Source organism: Nonomuraea sp. NPDC049400 (assembly GCF_044466425.1).
GTDB lineage: Bacteria > Actinomycetota > Actinomycetes > Streptosporangiales > Streptosporangiaceae > Nonomuraea.
This window is the reverse complement of sequence record NZ_JBITMP010000012.1, coordinates 106,825-122,539: the sequence shown is the minus strand read 5'-3', so window position 1 is coordinate 122,539 and position 15,715 is coordinate 106,825. Positions and strand designations below refer to the sequence as shown.

Genomic DNA, 15,715 nt, shown 5'->3' with positions numbered 1-15,715 from the left:
ACGCACCCACGCTAACCCGATCCGCCCGGTTATGCGTCCCCTGTCGGCCTTCTCGGCGGGGCCGGCTAGGCGTCCCCGAAGACCTCCCACACCTCGTTCACGCCGTCGACCCCGGGCGTGTAGTTGATCTTCACGAGTACGGGGTGCTTGACCGTCTTGAGTGCTCTGGTCAGGTCGGCCGAGGTGCACGACTTCTTGCCGAGCCCGTTCTTGTCGGCGTTGACCGGCTCGCCCGCCAGCCATCCGTCCCGGCACCGCGCCGTGGTCCGGTGGAAGGACGTGGCGTACGTGTACCCGAGCTTGACCTGCTTTCCGCCGGTCGCGAACAGCACGGTGGTGTCGTTGACGCGCTTGAGAGTGCCGCGTGCGGTACGCGAGCCGGGCCACTCCGTGACCAGGAACTCGTTGACCTTGACGGCATTGGAGCCGCGGTACTCGACGCGCAGCGGAACGGGGCCGCGGCCCATCGCGTCGTCGAGATCGCCGGGCTTGCAGGCCGTCCTGCCCAGCCCCTTGGCGTCGAGGGCCACCCGGCCCTCGGTCTCCTTCAGGTCGCAGGTCACCGTGACGCGGCGGTAGGACGCGCGGGTGTAGCCGAGCCGCACTTCCTTGGCCTTGGCCACCGTCTTGAGCCGGTAGCCCAGGAAGCCGTCTTTCCGCACGAAAGTGGCCGACTTGGGCACGATTCGCAGGTGCCCCTTGCCGTCGGCCCAGGCGTACCCGTACACGACCTCGGTGGCCTGCGCGGAAGCGGGCGCGGCGGAGAAGCTCATGGCGAGAGCGGCGGCACAGGCAAGCAAACGCATGGGCGGTCTCCTCGTCAGGGTGGATCAGCTACCCATTTGACGCCGGAGACCGCCGGGTTGTTCACGTGCGGTAGACGGAGACTCCGTCCATGTCCTCCTTGGACAGGCGCCGCATGAGGTAAAGCCCCTCCAGCGCGAACTCCAGGGCCGCCGCCGCGTGCCCGGGCGACTCCTCGCCCGCTCCCATGCCGAGCCGGGACATGACCTTCGCCAGCCCGGGGACGGGACCCATCCGGTGCAGGAGCTCGCCCGCGGGGACCAGCTCGCCAGACTCCACCTGGGTGCCCTCGGAGAACTTGTCGATGATCGCGGACAGGTCCATGCCGCCCAGCCGGGTCCTGAACGTCTCCGCCGTGGCCCTGCGCAGCAGGTGAGCGAGGATCTCGGTCTCCCTGCCCTCCTCGCTGACCTCGAACTCCACCTTGCCCCGCAGGCTGTGGACCACGGAGGCCAGGTCGACCACGCGCGTGACGGCCTGCTCCTCGCCCGCGATCGCGGCCCTGCGCACGGCCGAGGCCGCGGCGGTCTCGGCGGCGGCGATCGAGAAGCGCGCCGACACGCCGGAGCGGGCGTCCACGGCCGTGGACTCGCGGACGAGCCGGGTGAACCTGGCGATGACCTCGACCAGGTGCTCGGGCACGTCGGCGCCGATGTCCGGCATGGACTCCTGGCGGATGAGCGTGAGCTCGTCCTCCACCGTCAGGGGGTAGTGGGTGCGGATCTCCGCGCCGAAGCGGTCCTTCAGCGGGGTGATGATCCGGCCCCTGTTGGTGTAGTCCTCGGGGTTGGCGCTGGCGATGAGCAGGATGTCCAGCGGCAGCCGCAGGTTGTAGCCGCGTACCTGGATGTCGCGCTCCTCCAGCACGTTGAGCAGCGACACCTGGATCCGCTCGGCCAGGTCGGGCAGCTCGTTGACCGAGAAGACGCCGCGGTTGGTGCGGGGCACCAGGCCGTAGTGGACGGTCTCGGGATCGCCTAGCGTGCGCCCTTCCGCGATCTTGATCGGGTCGACGTCGCCGATCAGGTCGCCCACGGAGGTGTCGGGCGTGGCGAGCTTCTCGCCGTAGCGATCGTCGCGGTGCTTCCACGCGACCGGCAGGTCGTCACCCAGCTCCCGCGCGAGCGCCTGGCAGCGCGTGCAGGCCGGCGCGTACGGATGGTCGTTGATCTCGCAACCCTCGACGACCGGGGTCCATTCGTCCAGCAGGCCCGTGATGGTGCGGATGAGCCGGGTCTTGCCCTGGCCGCGCTCGCCGAGGAGCACCAGGTCGTGCCCGGCGAGCAGCGCCCGCTCCAGATGCGGCAGGACGGAGTCGTCGAAGCCCACGATGCCGGGGAAACGGGGCTCACCCGCCCGCAGCTTGGCCAGCAGGTTTTCCCGGACTTCGGCTTTGACGGTGCGATGAACGTGGCCGCTCTCTCGCAACTCGCGGAGAATACGTGGCTGATGCACGGGATCGAGACTACGTCCCCCGCGAGCAATGCGGCAGAGACTTTCGCATCTGGCGGAGATTTCGGAGATCAACCACTGAGTGATGGTTCGTGTGCGTGCTTGTCCTTTTAGTGGGGAGAATGCGGCCTAGGGAACTTTGACATGTCGAGGGAGGCGAGACCCGTGGCACTGATGACAAGCCGCTTCGCCGACGGCCTCGCCGTGGGTTCCGACCTGGTGGAGGCCGCGGAGACCGCCGTCGGCCGGGCACTGTCGAGGCTCAGCGGACGAGCTGACTTGGTCTGCTTCTTCATCTGCGGCGACGACCCGGATACCGTCGCGCGAGCCGGTGAGGCAGCGATGAAGCTCGCACCCGACGCGCACGTGATCGGCTGCAGCGCCACGGGGGTGATCGGCGACGGGCAAGGAGTCGAGCTGACGCCTGCCGTGAGCGCGTGGGCGGCGACCTTGGACGGCGCGAGGCTGACGACCTTCGCGCTGGAGACGCTGGCCGCCGAGGACAGGTTCGTGGTGGTCGGGCTGCCCGAGCGGGGTGGGGACGACCATGTGGCGATCCTGCTGGCCGACCCGTACACCTTCCCGACCGACGCCTTCGTGGAGCGCTCGGTCGATGTGCTCGGCGAGCTGCCGCTGATCGGCGGGCTGGCCAACGGGCTGCAGGGCCGGGGCTCCGTACGGCTGTTCGCCGACGGCGAGGTCTACACCGAGGGCGCGATCGGCGTGCTGATCAGCGGCCCGGTCAGGATCAGCACCGTGGTGAGCCAGGGCTGCCGCCCGATCGGTCCCAGCATGGTCGTCACCGCGTCGGAGGACAACCTGCTGCTCGAGCTGGCCGGTCAGCCGGCATTGGCCCGGCTGGAGGACATCGTCAGCGAGCTGGACGAGGACGACCGCGAGCTGGTCGCCTCCGGCCTGCAGATCGGCGTGGCCATGAACGAGTACGCCGAGCGCCACGAGCGCGGCGACTTCCTCATCAGGGGGGTCATCGGCATCGACCCCGAACGCGAGGCCGTGGCCATCGGCGACATCGTGGAGATCGGCAGGACCGTGCGCTTCCAGGTGCGCGACGCGGCCACCGCCGACGAGGACCTGTACGACCTGCTCGACGCCCATCGGGAGCAACTCGGCAGGGTGGACGGGGCGCTGCTGTTCTCCTGCAACGGCCGGGGGTCGGCCATGTTCGGCACGGCGGACCACGACCCGGTCGCCCTGCGCGACACGCTGGGGCCCATCGGCATGGCCGGCTTCTTCGCCGCCGGCGAGGTCGGCCCGGTCGCCGGGCACAACCATGTGCACGGGTTCACGGCGTCCGTCCTGGTGTTCTCCAGCGCCGGTCCATGAGCCGGCCCGGTACGGCGAGCCGTCCGTGATCCTCGCGATCGACGTCGGCGGCACCAAGATGGCCGCCGGTCTGGTCGCCCGCGACGGCACGGTGACCCGGTCCGTCCGGGCCGCCACGCCCCAGGGCGCGGACGCCGCGACCCTGTGGAAGACGCTCGTGGACCTCGTGGAGCCGCTCTCGGAGGTCGTCGACGGGGGCGTCGAGGGCGTCGGGGTGGGCTGCGGGGGGCCCATGACCTGGCCTGACGGGGAGGTCTCGCCGCTGAACATCCCCGGCTGGCGCGGCTTCCCGCTGCGCGCCCGGCTGGCCGCCCGTTTCCCCGGCGTTCCGGTACGGCTCCACAACGACGCCGTCTGCCTGGCCGTGGCCGAGCACTGGAAGGGCGCTGGGCGGGGCACGGCGGACATGCTGGGCATGGTGGTGTCCACGGGCGTGGGCGGCGGCCTGATCCTGAACGGGCGGCTGGTCAACGGCAGAACAGGCAACGCCGGGCACATCGGCCACGTGATCGTCGAGCCCGTCGGCGGTCCCCGGTGCGGCTGTGGCGGTCACGGCTGCCTGGAGTCCGTCGCTCGCGGCCCCGCCCTGTCCGCCTGGGCTTCGGAGCAGGGCTGGATCCCCGGTGCCGCCCAGTCCGTGACCGTCGCAGCGGAGGCGGCGAACGCCGTACGGGCTGTGGACGGCGGGGCGCGGCTCGTGCGGACCGGCACCCCTGGCACTGGCTCTGGTGGGCGCGGCGCTGTGTCTGGGGGGCCTGGCATTGCGCCTGGCAGGCGCGGCGCCGTGTCTCGTGGTCCCGGGACCGTGTCTGGTGAGCCCGGCGCCGTGCCTGGTCGGCCTGGCACCGCGTCTGGTGAGTCCGGCGCCGTGCCTGGTGAGCCCAGCGCATACCGGGAGGATCGGGTGGTCACCGCGCGGGTGCTGGCGGCGGACGCGCTGGCCGGCGATCCGGTGGCGCTGCTGGCGATGGGCCGGGCCGGGCGCGCGCTCGGCATCGCCATCGCCTCGGCCACCCACCTGTGCGACCTCGACCTGGTCACCATCGGCGGCGGGCTGTCGCAGGCAGGCGAGCCGCTGTTCGGCCCGCTGGAGGAGGCGCTGCGGGAACACGCCAGGATGCGCTTCGCCCGCCGGGTGGAGGTCGTGCCCGCCGCCCTTGGACAGGAGGCCGGGCTGGTCGGCGCCGCCGCCCTGATCTTGGCGGGGGAGCACTACTGGAGCTGAAGGCCCGGCGACCCCGTCTGCTCGGGAAGGTCGCCGGGCCTGGATGGGCCGACCCGGGAGAGTGGGTTACTCGGTGTTGAGGCTGGTCCCCTGGTCCGGGCCCGCGGTCCTGGTGTCCACCCGGGCACCGCCGTCGCCGGAGCCGGGAGCGGGCATCGAGGTGGCCTCGCAGGGCGCGACCGGACCCTTCACGATGCTGAGCGACATCGCGAACGGCGGCTTGTCGTCACCCTCCTTGCTCTTCGAGACGGCCAGGACCAGCGTCTCGCCCGCTGGCACCTGCCCCTCCTCGATCTTGAAGGAGATCCCGTTGCCCGACCTGCCGACGCTCGCCGCGAACCTCCCCGTGGCGGACCCGCGCTCGCCGCGTGGCTCCTTGCAGGTCTGCCCCTCGGGCAGGTAGTCCACGACCGCCCTGACCCCGGCCCCGGCCAGCTCCGAGGCCAGCCCCTCGGGGTCGCTGAACTCGCTGATCTGCACGTTGACCGCCCCGTCGGCGCCCTTGGTGACCGCGTACGCCGGGCTGCCGGTGAGCCCGGTCAGCGTCACCACGGCGGTCGCGGCGGCGGCGACCCCCGCCACCGCGGCCGACAGCCCCACGAAGCGCCGCCGAGAGCCGCGCTCGACCGGTGTCACGGTCGTGGTCATCCCGTCCTCCGCCTTCCGCGTGGTGATCTCTTCCTTGAGTGCACTGAGAAGTCGCTCTTCGAAGTTGCTCATGCCTGTCCTTCCACGTACGCAGGTGACGGTGAAGCGACACGTTCAAGGGCCCGTCTCGCCCGGTGCAATCTGACTCGTGCGGTCACCTGCCTGATGTCCAGGGCCGCGGCGGCTTCGGTGACGGTGAGCTGGTCGATCGCCACGAGTTCGAGCACCGCGCGCTCGCCCTCGGGCAGGCCGCGCATGGCCTCCAGGGCGTTGCGCATCTGGCGCTCGGCGTCGACCCGCTCCTCCATCCTGACGAGATCGTCGTCGTCCATCAGCCGGCGGCCGGCGACGCGGCCGGTCGCCCGCGCCTCCCTGGCCGCCTTGCGATGCTGGGCGGACACGACGTTGCGCGCGACGCCGTACAGCCAGGCGATCTCGCTGCCCCGGCCGGGCACGTAGGTGTGCGCCGAGTCCAGGACCGCCAGGAAGATGTCCGCCGTCAGGTCGGCGGCGAGGTGAGGGTCGCTCACCCGCCGGACCACGAACCGCATGACGGCATCGACGTGGCGGCGATAGAAGGCCTCAAAGGCCGCAGGGTCCTCGTTGAGGCGCACTGGCCTCGCTCCCTTCGTCGTTCGCCTTACACCCGTACTTGGACCGAGCGACGAGAAGCGTTTCCGAAAGGATCAGGCCCAAGAATCAGGCAGGGCGGCGCGGCTGGAAGAGCCAGGCGTCGAACAGTGGCCGGAGGTTCTGGCCGGACAGTTGCTCGGCGAGGTGGATGAACTCGTCCGTCGTGACGTGACCGTGGCGGTGATCGGCGGTCCACGTCTTGAGCAGCTTGAAGAACGTGGCGTCGCCGACGGCCTTGCGCAGGGCGTGCAGCGTCATGGCGCCGCGATTGTAGACCGACAAGTTGAACAGGTCGTCGGGCCTGGCCCGGCCCGGCGGGTAGGCCCACATCGGGTCGTCGGCGGGGCGGGCGTGGAACTCGTTGAAGATGGCCTCTGCGCTCTTCCCGCCCTTGTGCTCCGACCAGAGCCACTCCGCGTACGTGGCGAAGCCCTCGTTGAGCCAGAGCTCCTTCCAGCGCTTGATCGACAGGCTGTTGCCGAACCACTGGTGGGCCAGCTCGTGGGCGATGATGCTCTGGTCGGGCGCGAAGCCCCCGTAAAGCGGCTTGGTCTGGTTTTCCAGCGCGTAGCCGGCGGCGAAGTCGTCGACGATGCCTCCGGTCGAGGAGAACGGGTAGGGGCCGAAGACCGTGGACCAGTAGTCGGTGATCTCGCCCGTGAGCGTGAACAGCTTGTCGAGCGAGGTCTTGAACTTGGGATCGACGGCGGCGATCTCCGGGATGCCGGCGGGCGTGCGGCCCTCGCGCTGGGCGAACTTGCCCATCGTGGCCGTCGCCAGATAGCTCGCCATCGGATGCCGCTCGCGCCACCGGAAGGTGGTCTTGCCCTGGGCGGTCGTGGGCCGCCCGACGAGCTCGCCGTTGGCCAGGGCGGTCACCCCGGCGGGGACGGTGATCGTGATGTCGTACGTGGCCTTGTCGGCCGGGTGGTCGTTGTTGGGGAACCAGGTCTTGGAACCGTCGGGCTCGGAGGCCACGAACGCGCCGTCAGGGGTCGCGACGAATCCGAACGTGCCCAGGTTGGCGCTGTCCTGGATCGGCTTGGGCTGCCCCGAGTAGACGACCTTGACGGAGAAGCGGGACTTGACGTCGATCGGCTTGGCAGGCGTGACGGTCAGCTCCTCGCCCTGGCGCCGGAACGTCGCGGTGGAGTTGTTGACGGAGACCTTGCTCACGGTCAGCCCGGAGAGGTCGAGGTTGAAGCTCGACAGGTCCTGGGTGGCGGCGGCCTGGATGGTGGCCACCCCCTGGAGCTGCTTGGTCATCGGCGTGTAGTCGACGGCCAGGTCGTAGTGGGAGACGTCGTAGCCGCCGTTGCCGTCGGTGGGGAAGTCGGTGTCGCCGATGCCGGCCGCGCCCGGCCGGTGGCCGGTGAGCGGCGGCGGGTCGTCGAGCCGGTGGTCGGCGAGCGACGGTGGCTTGTCCGCGGGCGAGCAGCCCAGCACGCTGATCAGCGCCGCCAGCATTGCCACCCAGCGCTTGTTGGAACGCATCGGCTAACGATCCCCCTTCAAATCGTGACCAGAAGCTTACGCTGCGTTACGCGCTGACGACGACAGTCCTGGCCGCCTTGTCATGCAGGGCTTGTTTGCGGGGGTCGAAGAGGATCCAGGCGAGGTCCACCAGCAGGCCGACGCAGCAGAGCCAGGCGAACGCGGCCGCCACGGCCTGCCGCACCGCGGCCTGCGTCACGGTGATCCTGCCGCCGTGCTCCTGAACGACTCGTATGCCGAAAAGTCTCTTGCCCAGGGTCTGACCGTTCCAGAAGGCGTGCAGCAGCCAGAAGTACAGGAAGGCCACGAGCCCGGCCAGGAAGGTGTGCTCCACCGGATAACGGTCCCACGCGCCTCGGCCCCGGTCCCAGACGTACTCCCAGCTCGAGAAGTTGAAGGGGACGGAGACGACGTTGACGATGAGCCAGTCGAGGACGCCGGCGAACAGGCGTCGCCAGCGTCCCGCCAGCCCCGGTGGTGATCCCATGATGTCCTGATGACCACCACTAAGTCGGGGCAAACTAAAGGTTGCCCCTCCGTTCCTGCTCGCGCTCGATCGCCTCGAACAGGGCCTTGAAGTTGCCCTTGCCGAACCCGAGCGACCCGTGCCGCTCGATCAGCTCGAAGAACAGGGTGGGCCGGTCCTCCACCGGCTTGGTGAAGATCTGCAGCAGGTAGCCGTCCTCGTCCCGGTCCACGAGGATCTTCCGCTTCTTCAGCTCCTCGATCGGCGCCCGCACCTTCCCGATGCGCGCCCGCAGCTCGGGGTCGTCGTAGTACGAGTCAGGCGTGTCCAGGAACTGGACGCCGGCCGCCCGCATGTGGTCGACCGTGGTCAGGATGTCGTTGGTGGCCAGCGCGATGTGCTGGACCCCCGGCCCGCCGTAGAACTCCAGGAACTCGTCGATCTGCGACTTCTTGCGGCTGACCGCCGGCTCGTTCAGCGGGAACTTGACCTTGCGCGAGCCGTCCGCCACGACCTTGGACATGAGCGCCGAGTACTCGGTGGCGATGTCGTCGCCGACGAACTCCGCCATGTTCGTGAAGCCCATCACCTTCCGGTAGAACTCCACCCACTCGTCCATCTTGCCGAGCTCGACGTTGCCCACGCAGTGGTCGATCGCCTGGAAAAGCCGCCCGTTCTTCGTCTCGGGGGGCGCGACCAGCGGCTCCGCGGCCACGTACCCGGGCAGGTGGCGACCGCCGTAGTTGGACCTGTCGACCAGCGTGTGCCGGGTCTCGCCGTAGGTGGCGATGGCCGCGAGCTGCACCTTGCCGTGCTCGTCCTCCATCGTGTACGGCTCCACCAGCCCCTTGGCCCCATGGGCGACCGCGTACGCGTACCCCGCCTCGACGTCGGGCACCGCGATGGCCAGGTCGATCACCCCGTCACCGTGCTCGGCGACATGCCTGGACAGGTCCGTGCCCGGCCGGAGCGAGGCGCGGAACTCGAACGTGGCGCCGCCAGAGACCAGCACATACGCGACCTCGTCCCGGCTGCCGTTCTCGGGCCCGCGGTAGGCCACCAACCTCATGCCGAACGCGGTCGAGTAGTAGTGGGCCGCCTGCTTGGCGTTGCCCACGGCGAACACGACGGCGTCCATCCCGTTGACCGGAAAAGCGTCATTCATAAGTCCAACTGTCGATTTTCCTGGACGAGCTGCGCAAGAGTTACCTGAACCAGTGGACAACCTGCCTAGCTTCTCCGCGAAATGTCGGATAAATCTGTACAGTATGCTGATCGATGAGCTGGACGCCCGCCTGATCGCCCTCCTGGCGGAGGAGCCGCGCCTGGGCGTGCTCGAATGCTCGCGCCGGCTCGGCGTGGCCCGCGGCACCGTGCAAGCCCGGCTCGACCGGCTGATCGCCAAAGGCGTGATCACGGGGTTCGGTCCCGACGTGTCGCCCGAGGCCCTCGGCTACGGCGTCACCGCGTTCGTCACCATGGAGATCAGGCAGGTCGCCGGGCACGACCCGGTGGCCGACCGGCTGGCGGCGATCCCCGAGGTGCTGGAGGTGCACACGATCACCGGCGACAGCGACCTGCTCTGCCGCGTGGTCGCGCGGACGAATGCCGATTTGCAGCGGGTTATCGACCGGATTGTGGACGTTCAGGGGGTGCTCAGGACTAATTCGATCATCGCCCTGGACACACCGGTTCCATACCGAGTGCTGCCGTTGGTCGCCGATGTCCCGCGCAGGGGCTAGTTCCGGCCGTACTATCGCTTAGGGACGGGGCACCGATATCGATCGTTTACCCTTGGCATTCGCCCAGCTAGCGGGGGTTGGCCGAGGGTCGACGAGGGGGGTCGAGGTGCGGAGTGGTGGTGGTAGCGGGATGCGAAAGCGGCGAGTTCTCCGACTTCTACTGATTTCATTGGGTGCGGGAATCCTCGTACTGGTCGGGCTTTTCGCGATCGCGTGGGCGATGACGCCCATTCCCGACTCCACGCAGAAGCAGGCCACCGCGCAGGGTTCGGTGATCTATTACCGCGACGGCAAGAGCGTGCTCGCCCGGCAGGGCATCGACCGCAAGAACGTCGAGCTGGCCAGGGTGCCCAAGCACGTGCGCGACGCGGTCATCGCGGCCGAGAATCGCTCCTTCTACGAGGACGGCGGAGTCTCGGTCAAGGGCACCGCCAGGGCCGTCTGGTCCACCGTCAGCGGGCAGCAGCTCCAGGGCGGCTCGACGATCACCCAGCAGCTCGTGCGCAACTACTACAGCGGCCTCAGCCAGGAGCGCTCCGTCACCCGGAAGTTCAAAGAGATCCTCATCGCGATGAAGGTCGACCAGTCCAAGTCGAAGGACTGGGTGCTGGAGCAGTACCTCAACACGATCTACTTCGGCCGCGGCGCCAACGGCGTCGAGTCGGCCGCCCGCGCCTACTTCGGCAAGCACGTCGACCAGCTCAGCATCGCCGAGGGCGCCTACCTCGCCGCGGTGATCCAGCAGCCCAGCAGGTTCGCCGATCCCAAGGGCCCCGACCTCGCGGCGGCCAAGGAGCGCTGGCAGTCGGTGATCAACGCGATGGGCCAGACCGGCACGCTGACGCCCGAGCAGGTCGCCGCCCAGCGCTTCCCCGAGCTCGCGGCGCCGAAGAAGCCGTTCGAGCTCAAGGGCCAGGCCCAGTACATGCTGGAGCAGGTGACGGCCGAGCTCAACCGGCGCGGCTACACCGACGAGGACATCAACGGCGGCGGCCTGAAGGTCGTCACCACGTTCGACAAGAAGCTCATGCAGGCGGCGCAGCGGGCCGTCAAGGACGTGCTGCCCGACGCCACGCCCAAGAAGGTCCACACGGGGCTCGCGGCCGTCGATCCCGCCACCGGCGAGATCGTCGCGTTCTACGGGGGAAGTCCCGCCCGGTCACAGTACGACAGCGCGTTCTCGGCCAAGGTCCAGGCCGGGTCGACCTTCAAGCCGTACACGCTGGCGGCGGCGCTCGACAACGGCTTCGACCTGTCCACCAGGGTCAACGGCAACTCGCCGATGCGCGTGGCGTCGGACCCGAAGCCGATCCCCAACGACAGCGACCGGTCGTACGGCGAGATCAACCTGGTGCGGGCCACCCAGAACTCCGTCAACACCGCGTTCGTCGACCTCGGCCAGAAGGTCGGCCTGGACAAGGTCGCTTCCGTGGCCGAGAAGGCGGGCATCCCCAAGTCGCAGATCGAGCCGCAGCAGAGCTACGCGTCCTTCCCGCTCGGCGTCTCCTCGGTCAGCGCCGTCCAGAACGCCTCGGGCTTCTCCACGTTCGCCAACAAGGGCGTGCACATGGAGGCCCACGTGGTGATGTCGGTCACCGACGCGAAGAACCAGAAGAAGGTCATCGAGCCGGTCGCGACGCGGGTGGTCAGCGAGCAGGCAGCCGCGGACACCACGTACGCGATGCAGCAGGTCGTCAAGTACGGCACCGGCACCGCCGCCCGGCTCTACGACCGCCCGGTTGCCGGCAAGACGGGCACCACGGACAAGTCGAAGTCCGTCTGGTTCAACGGGTTCACGCCGCAGCTCGCGGTCGCGGTCGACATGTTCAGGGAGGACAACGCCACCGTCACGATCCCCGGGTACGGCACGCAGTTCGGCGGCCAGCTGCCGGCGCAGATCTGGCGGGCGTTCATGACCGAGGCCATGGCGGGCAAGCCGGTGGAGGAGTTCCCCGAGCCGTCGGACTACGGCTGGGGACCCGACTACTCGGCGCCCGACGACAACCAGGACGTACCCCAGCAGGACTACACGTCTCCGACGAACCCCAACGGCTGGAACAGCACGCCTGATCCTGAGACCAGCGATCCCACGATCACGGACCCGCCGTCGACCGATGCGCCGAGCGACAACGACGGGCAGGACGGGCAGCAGGACCAGCAGCCCGAGCAGACGGAGCCCCCGGCCACACAGGCCCCCGTCCCCACGACGGGGGACGACACGGGGACTGACCCCGGCACGGGCCGCCCGCAAACCGGCTAGCGCGGCTTACCCGGCCAGCTCGGCGCGGAGCTCCTCGACCGTGGTCACGGGCAGGCGGCAGGTGAACCCCCTGCACACGTACGCGGCGGGGGCCCCGCCGACGAGCCCGCGCCCCTCCAGCAGCTCGGGGAAGTCGCCGGGGCCGAGGGCGACCACGAGCCCCGGCACGTCGGCCAGCAGCGCCTGCCTGTGCAGCGCCGCCGTACGCGGGTCGTCGGCCGGGCCGACCACGGCCACCTCCACGGGTCCGTCCAGCGCCGCCCGCGCCACGGCCAGCCCCCAGCCCGCGAACCTGGCATGACCCGTGGCGAGCACGGACACGGTGCCGAGCGCGGCGTTGGCGGCCTCCCTGTGCCGGGTGGAGCCGGTCAGCGCGCCGTAGGACAGCAGCGCGCCCGCGGCCGCGTACTGGCCGGACGGGGTGGCGTTGTCCGTGGGGTCCTGCGGCCGCTGGAAGAGCCGCTCGGCGTCGTCCGCCGTGTCGTAGAAGCCGCCCGCGCCGTCGGCGAACCTGTCGAGCACGGTGTCCAGCAGGGATCCCGCCAGCCGCAGCCACCTGACCTCGCCGGTCACGCCGTACAGGGAGATCAGGCCCTCGGCCAGGTTGGCGTAGTCGTCGAGCACCCCGGCGTTCGTCCCGGCCCTGCCGTCCTTGGAGGTGCGCAGCAGCCTGCCGTCCACCACGTGCGTGCTCGCGAGCAGCTCGGCCGCGGCCGTGGCCGCAGCCACGAGGTCGGGCCGCTCGAACGCCACGCCGGTCTCCGCCAGCGCCGCGATGGCCAGGCCGTTCCACGAGGCCACGACCTTGTCGTCGCGCCCGGGACGTACCCGCTGGTCCCTGGCGGCGAGCAGCCGCCCGCGGACGCCCGCGTAGCGCACCGTGTCGTCGGGGTCGCGCGGGAGCTGCAGCACGGACGCGCCGTGCTCGAACGTGCCGGTCACCGTCACCTCGAAGAGCTCCTGCGCCCAGCGGCGGTCGTCCTCGCCGAGCACGTCGCGGAGCTCCTCGGGGGTCCAGACGTAGAACTTGCCCTCCACGCCCTCGCTGTCGGCGTCGAGCGCCGAGGCGAACCCGCCCTCCTTCGTGCGTATCTCGCGCAGCATCCAGTCGGCAGTCTCAAGCGCCACGCGCCGCGCCAGCTCGCCGCCGCCCGCCTTCCACCAGTGCGTGTAGACGCGCAGCAGGAGCGCGTTGTCGTAGAGCATCTTCTCGAAGTGCGGCACGACCCACTCCGCGTCCACGCTGTAGCGCGCGAACCCGCCGCCGAGCTGGTCGTACATGCCGCCGCGGGCCATCGCCTCGAGCGTCTTGCCGCTCATCTCGCGCTCACCGGAGCGCAGCAGGAACTCCAGCGCCATGGACGGCGGGAACTTCGGCGCCCTGCCGAACCCGCCGTGCGCCGGATCGAACTCCTCACGCAGACTCCGCATGGCCCGCGCCAGCGTCTCCTCGTTGGGCACGGCTCCGCCGGGCAGCGTCGTGCCCGCGTTGAGCGCCTCCACCACCTTGGCGCCCTGCTCCAGCACCGTCTCCCTGTCACCCACCCACACGTTGTGCACCTCGGTGAGCAGGCGCTGGAAGTGGGGCCGCGGAAAATAGGTGCCGCAGTAGAACGGGTGGCCCTCGGGCGTCGCGAACACCGTCATCGGCCAGCCGCCCTGGCGGGTCATGGCCTGGGTGGCGCCCATGTAGACGGCGTCCACGTCCGGGCGCTCCTCGCGGTCGACCTTGATGTTGACGAAGTGCGCGTTCATGAGGCGCGCGGTCTCGGCGTCCTCGAAGCTCTCATGCGCCATCACGTGACACCAGTGACACGCCGAGTAGCCGACGCTGATGAGCAGCGGCACATCCCGCCGCCTGGCCTCCGCGAACGCCTCCTCGCCCCAGGGGTGCCAGTCCACGGGGTTGTCCGCGTGCTGGAGCAGATAAGGGCTTGTGGCGTCTTTCAAGCGGTTCATCAGGACCTCCCCTGATCAGCCTAGTCCGCCCCCGAACCGGCGGGCGGCTGACCCAGGAGGGCCGGACGGCGTAGGTTACGGGACGTGGATATGGACTTCGTCTGCGCCCACGCAGGACGCCCCGCCAGTGCCATCACGCGCCGGGACGTGGCACGCGCGCTGCTCGCCGTGCCGTCAGGGGTGGCGCTCGTGGCGCTGCCCGACCTGCGACGGGCGATGATGTCGGCGGGCAACCCGCTGTCGCTCCCGTTCTGGGAGTCCGCCAAGGCCACGCTCGGCTCCATCGAGTCCGGCGTCGCCACGGTCGGGGATGTGCAGCGCTGGGTCGAGTCCACCGGCACCGAGCCGATACTCATGACGCCCAGCTACTTCGTCTGGCCGGAGGAGGACGAGCGCGGCCCCGTGGCGGAGGAGATGTTCGACCGGCTGGTCGCCCACCTGGAGAAGCGGGTGGCGGCCGGCGAGATCGACCCCGACGCGCTGGCCGCGGGCGACCAGGAGGCCCGCAGGGCGTACGAGGAGCTGCAGGAGCGCTGGCTCAGCACGCCGCTGCCGGACGGCAGGGTGCCCGGGTTCGCGGTCAACGACGAGCAGGACGAGGAGCTGTTCGCGGCCTGGGACGAGGAGGAGGCGTTCGCGCTGGAGGAGCTGCGGCGCATCGTCGCGGACCTGCCAGAGCAGCCCGAGCTGCCGGTCGGCGAGCTGGAGCGGGCCGCCGCGCGGCTGCGCGAGCTGCTCGCCCAGCCCGGCTATCCCGCCAACGTGCTGCGGGCCTGCGCGGGGTACGACGACGCCCCGATGCCGGACGACGACCGGGAGCTGTGGCTGGCGGTGGCAGCGGGCATCGTGGGGCCCGTCTCGGACCTGTCGGAGAACGCGGACGTGCTGGAGGAGTTCGCCGATCTCGACAGGGAGCTCAGCCTGGAGGACGCCACGCTGGCAAACCTCTGCGCGGTCCAGCACGCCGACTGGCTGGCCGGGGTGGCGGCGCTGACCAGGCTCGGCCCCGGCGTGCTCGCCTCGCCCGAGCGGATCGCGCGGCTCATCTCCGAGTCGGAGGACATCGACGTCGACGACCAGGACGTCGACGACCTCGACGCGATCGAGGCGCTCTTCCTGTCGGTGGTGAGCCTGTGGGGCTATCTCGGCATCGTCGACGAGACCGAGGTGCTCACCCCGCTGGGCTGGTGGGGGCTGCCCAAAGCCCTGGAACGCGCCTGGTCACCTGCTGCCGAATGAGGTGTCGACCAGCTCCTGGAACTCGGGGTGGCGCTCGATGTATTTGGCGACGTAAGGGCACAGGGGCACGACGCGCAGGCCGGTGTCGGCGCTCGCCTGGAGCGCGTACCCGACCAGCTTGCTCGCCAGCCCCTGCCCCTCGTACGCGGGCAGCACCTCGGTGTGCGTGAACACGATCTTGGTGGGCAGCAGACGGTAGTCGGCGAACCCGGCGACCTTGCCGTCCACCAGAATCTCGAACCGGCTCTCCGTCGAGTTGTCGACCACTTCGAGCGACATCTACTCGGCCTTCTTGTCGTCCGTGTCGCCCTCGTGCGGCACCTTGATCTTCGACATCTGCTTGTTCATCGACTTGATCAGGAAGTAGAGGGCGAACCCGAGAAAGGCGACCACGACGAAGCCGAGCAGGCCCGGACTCACTTCACCTGCTGCTAGAACGTTCACAGTTC

The 15,715-nt window shown here is 69.8% G+C and carries 15 protein-coding genes; 5 read left to right on the top strand and 10 right to left on the bottom strand.

Translation table 11 applies throughout. The annotated features are described in order from the left end of the window. Window positions 1–65: 65 nt before the first annotated feature. Window positions 66–806: a hypothetical protein gene (locus ACIBVN_RS20720; RefSeq protein ID WP_397138612.1), complete on the bottom strand. Its 741-nt coding sequence runs from the start codon at window positions 804–806 to the stop codon at window positions 66–68. A 61-nt stretch (window positions 807–867) separates the two neighbouring features. Next, the gene (locus ACIBVN_RS20715) at window positions 868–2,259 is read right to left on the bottom strand and encodes a sigma 54-interacting transcriptional regulator (protein ID WP_397138610.1); all 1,392 of its coding nucleotides are present in this window, start codon (window positions 2,257–2,259) and stop codon (window positions 868–870) included. Window positions 2,260–2,430: 171 nt separating this feature from the next. Between ACIBVN_RS20715 and ACIBVN_RS20710 the strand changes: the two genes are divergently transcribed. Both ACIBVN_RS20710 and ACIBVN_RS20705 read left to right on the top strand, forming a co-directional pair. After that, a complete protein-coding gene (locus ACIBVN_RS20710; protein WP_397138918.1) occupies window positions 2,431–3,600 on the top strand; it encodes an FIST N-terminal domain-containing protein in 1,170 nt (389 codons plus the stop codon). A gap of 25 nt (window positions 3,601–3,625) precedes the next feature. Further along, a complete protein-coding gene (locus ACIBVN_RS20705) occupies window positions 3,626–4,825 on the top strand; it encodes an ROK family protein (protein ID WP_397138608.1) in 1,200 nt (399 codons plus the stop codon). A 66-nt stretch (window positions 4,826–4,891) separates the two neighbouring features. On the opposite strand, the gene ACIBVN_RS20700 is transcribed toward ACIBVN_RS20705, so the two are convergent. The 5 genes from ACIBVN_RS20700 to hppD all read right to left on the bottom strand — a co-directional run bounded on the left by ACIBVN_RS20700 (window position 4,892) and on the right by hppD (window position 9,231). Next, complete coding sequence (locus ACIBVN_RS20700) at window positions 4,892–5,545, bottom strand: hypothetical protein (protein ID WP_397138606.1); 654 nt, start codon at window positions 5,543–5,545, stop codon at window positions 4,892–4,894. Continuing rightward, window positions 5,542–6,087, bottom strand: coding sequence for an RNA polymerase sigma factor (locus ACIBVN_RS20695; protein WP_397138604.1), 546 nt, complete (start codon window positions 6,085–6,087; stop codon window positions 5,542–5,544). Before ACIBVN_RS20695 ends, ACIBVN_RS20700 begins: the two co-directional genes overlap by 4 nt. Before the next feature lie 85 nt (window positions 6,088–6,172). Then, complete coding sequence (locus tag ACIBVN_RS20690) at window positions 6,173–7,600, bottom strand: M1 family metallopeptidase (protein WP_397138602.1); 1,428 nt, start codon at window positions 7,598–7,600, stop codon at window positions 6,173–6,175. 46 nt (window positions 7,601–7,646) lie between these two features. Next, a complete protein-coding gene (locus ACIBVN_RS20685) occupies window positions 7,647–8,087 on the bottom strand; it encodes an RDD family protein (RefSeq protein ID WP_397138600.1) in 441 nt (146 codons plus the stop codon). A 34-nt stretch (window positions 8,088–8,121) separates the two neighbouring features. Beyond that, on the bottom strand, window positions 8,122–9,231 hold the full coding sequence (hppD, locus tag ACIBVN_RS20680; protein WP_397138598.1) for a 4-hydroxyphenylpyruvate dioxygenase: 1,110 nt from the start codon (window positions 9,229–9,231) through the stop codon (window positions 8,122–8,124). A gap of 103 nt (window positions 9,232–9,334) precedes the next feature. On the opposite strand from hppD, the gene ACIBVN_RS20675 reads away from it, so the two are divergent. Together ACIBVN_RS20675 and ACIBVN_RS20670 are read left to right on the top strand one after the other, a co-directional pair. Next, window positions 9,335–9,808 carry an Lrp/AsnC family transcriptional regulator gene (locus ACIBVN_RS20675; protein WP_397138596.1) on the top strand — a complete coding sequence of 158 codons (474 nt, stop codon included), beginning with the start codon at window positions 9,335–9,337 and terminating at the stop codon, window positions 9,806–9,808. Between the two features lie 169 nt (window positions 9,809–9,977). Next, window positions 9,978–12,068, top strand: coding sequence for a transglycosylase domain-containing protein (locus tag ACIBVN_RS20670; RefSeq protein ID WP_397138594.1), 2,091 nt, complete (start codon window positions 9,978–9,980; stop codon window positions 12,066–12,068). A 6-nt stretch (window positions 12,069–12,074) separates the two neighbouring features. On the opposite strand, the gene ACIBVN_RS20665 is transcribed toward ACIBVN_RS20670, so the two are convergent. Next, window positions 12,075–14,027 carry a thioredoxin domain-containing protein gene (locus ACIBVN_RS20665; RefSeq protein WP_397138592.1) on the bottom strand — a complete coding sequence of 651 codons (1,953 nt, stop codon included), beginning with the start codon at window positions 14,025–14,027 and terminating at the stop codon, window positions 12,075–12,077. Between the two features lie 90 nt (window positions 14,028–14,117). Here ACIBVN_RS20665 and ACIBVN_RS20660 point away from each other — a divergent pair, with 90 nt between their 5' ends. Then, on the top strand, window positions 14,118–15,266 hold the full coding sequence (locus tag ACIBVN_RS20660; RefSeq protein WP_397138916.1) for a hypothetical protein: 1,149 nt from the start codon (window positions 14,118–14,120) through the stop codon (window positions 15,264–15,266). Here the strand turns inward: ACIBVN_RS20660 and ACIBVN_RS20655 are convergent. Then, window positions 15,249–15,545, bottom strand: coding sequence for a GNAT family N-acetyltransferase (locus ACIBVN_RS20655; RefSeq protein ID WP_397138590.1), 297 nt, complete (start codon window positions 15,543–15,545; stop codon window positions 15,249–15,251). The genes ACIBVN_RS20660 and ACIBVN_RS20655 overlap by 18 nt on opposite strands. After that, entirely contained in the window at window positions 15,546–15,710 is a 165-nt protein-coding gene (locus tag ACIBVN_RS20650; RefSeq protein WP_397138588.1) for a hypothetical protein, read from the bottom strand. Window positions 15,711–15,715 lie beyond the last annotated feature (5 nt).

Coding starts and splice junctions, on each gene's coding strand:
- ACIBVN_RS20720 (WP_397138612.1), bottom strand. CDS start 806: ATGCGTTTGCTTGCCTGTGCCGCCGCTCTCGCCATGAGCTTCTCCGCC.
- ACIBVN_RS20710 (WP_397138918.1), top strand. CDS start 2,431: ATGACAAGCCGCTTCGCCGACGGCCTCGCCGTGGGTTCCGACCTGGTG.
- ACIBVN_RS20700 (WP_397138606.1), bottom strand. CDS start 5,545: ATGAGCAACTTCGAAGAGCGACTTCTCAGTGCACTCAAGGAAGAGATC.
- ACIBVN_RS20690 (WP_397138602.1), bottom strand. CDS start 7,600: ATGCGTTCCAACAAGCGCTGGGTGGCAATGCTGGCGGCGCTGATCAGC.
- ACIBVN_RS20685 (WP_397138600.1), bottom strand. CDS start 8,087: ATGGGATCACCACCGGGGCTGGCGGGACGCTGGCGACGCCTGTTCGCC.
- hppD (WP_397138598.1), bottom strand. CDS start 9,231: ATGAATGACGCTTTTCCGGTCAACGGGATGGACGCCGTCGTGTTCGCC.
- ACIBVN_RS20675 (WP_397138596.1), top strand. CDS start 9,335: ATGCTGATCGATGAGCTGGACGCCCGCCTGATCGCCCTCCTGGCGGAG.
- ACIBVN_RS20665 (WP_397138592.1), bottom strand. CDS start 14,027: ATGAACCGCTTGAAAGACGCCACAAGCCCTTATCTGCTCCAGCACGCG.
- ACIBVN_RS20660 (WP_397138916.1), top strand. CDS start 14,118: ATGGACTTCGTCTGCGCCCACGCAGGACGCCCCGCCAGTGCCATCACG.
- ACIBVN_RS20655 (WP_397138590.1), bottom strand. CDS start 15,545: ATGTCGCTCGAAGTGGTCGACAACTCGACGGAGAGCCGGTTCGAGATT.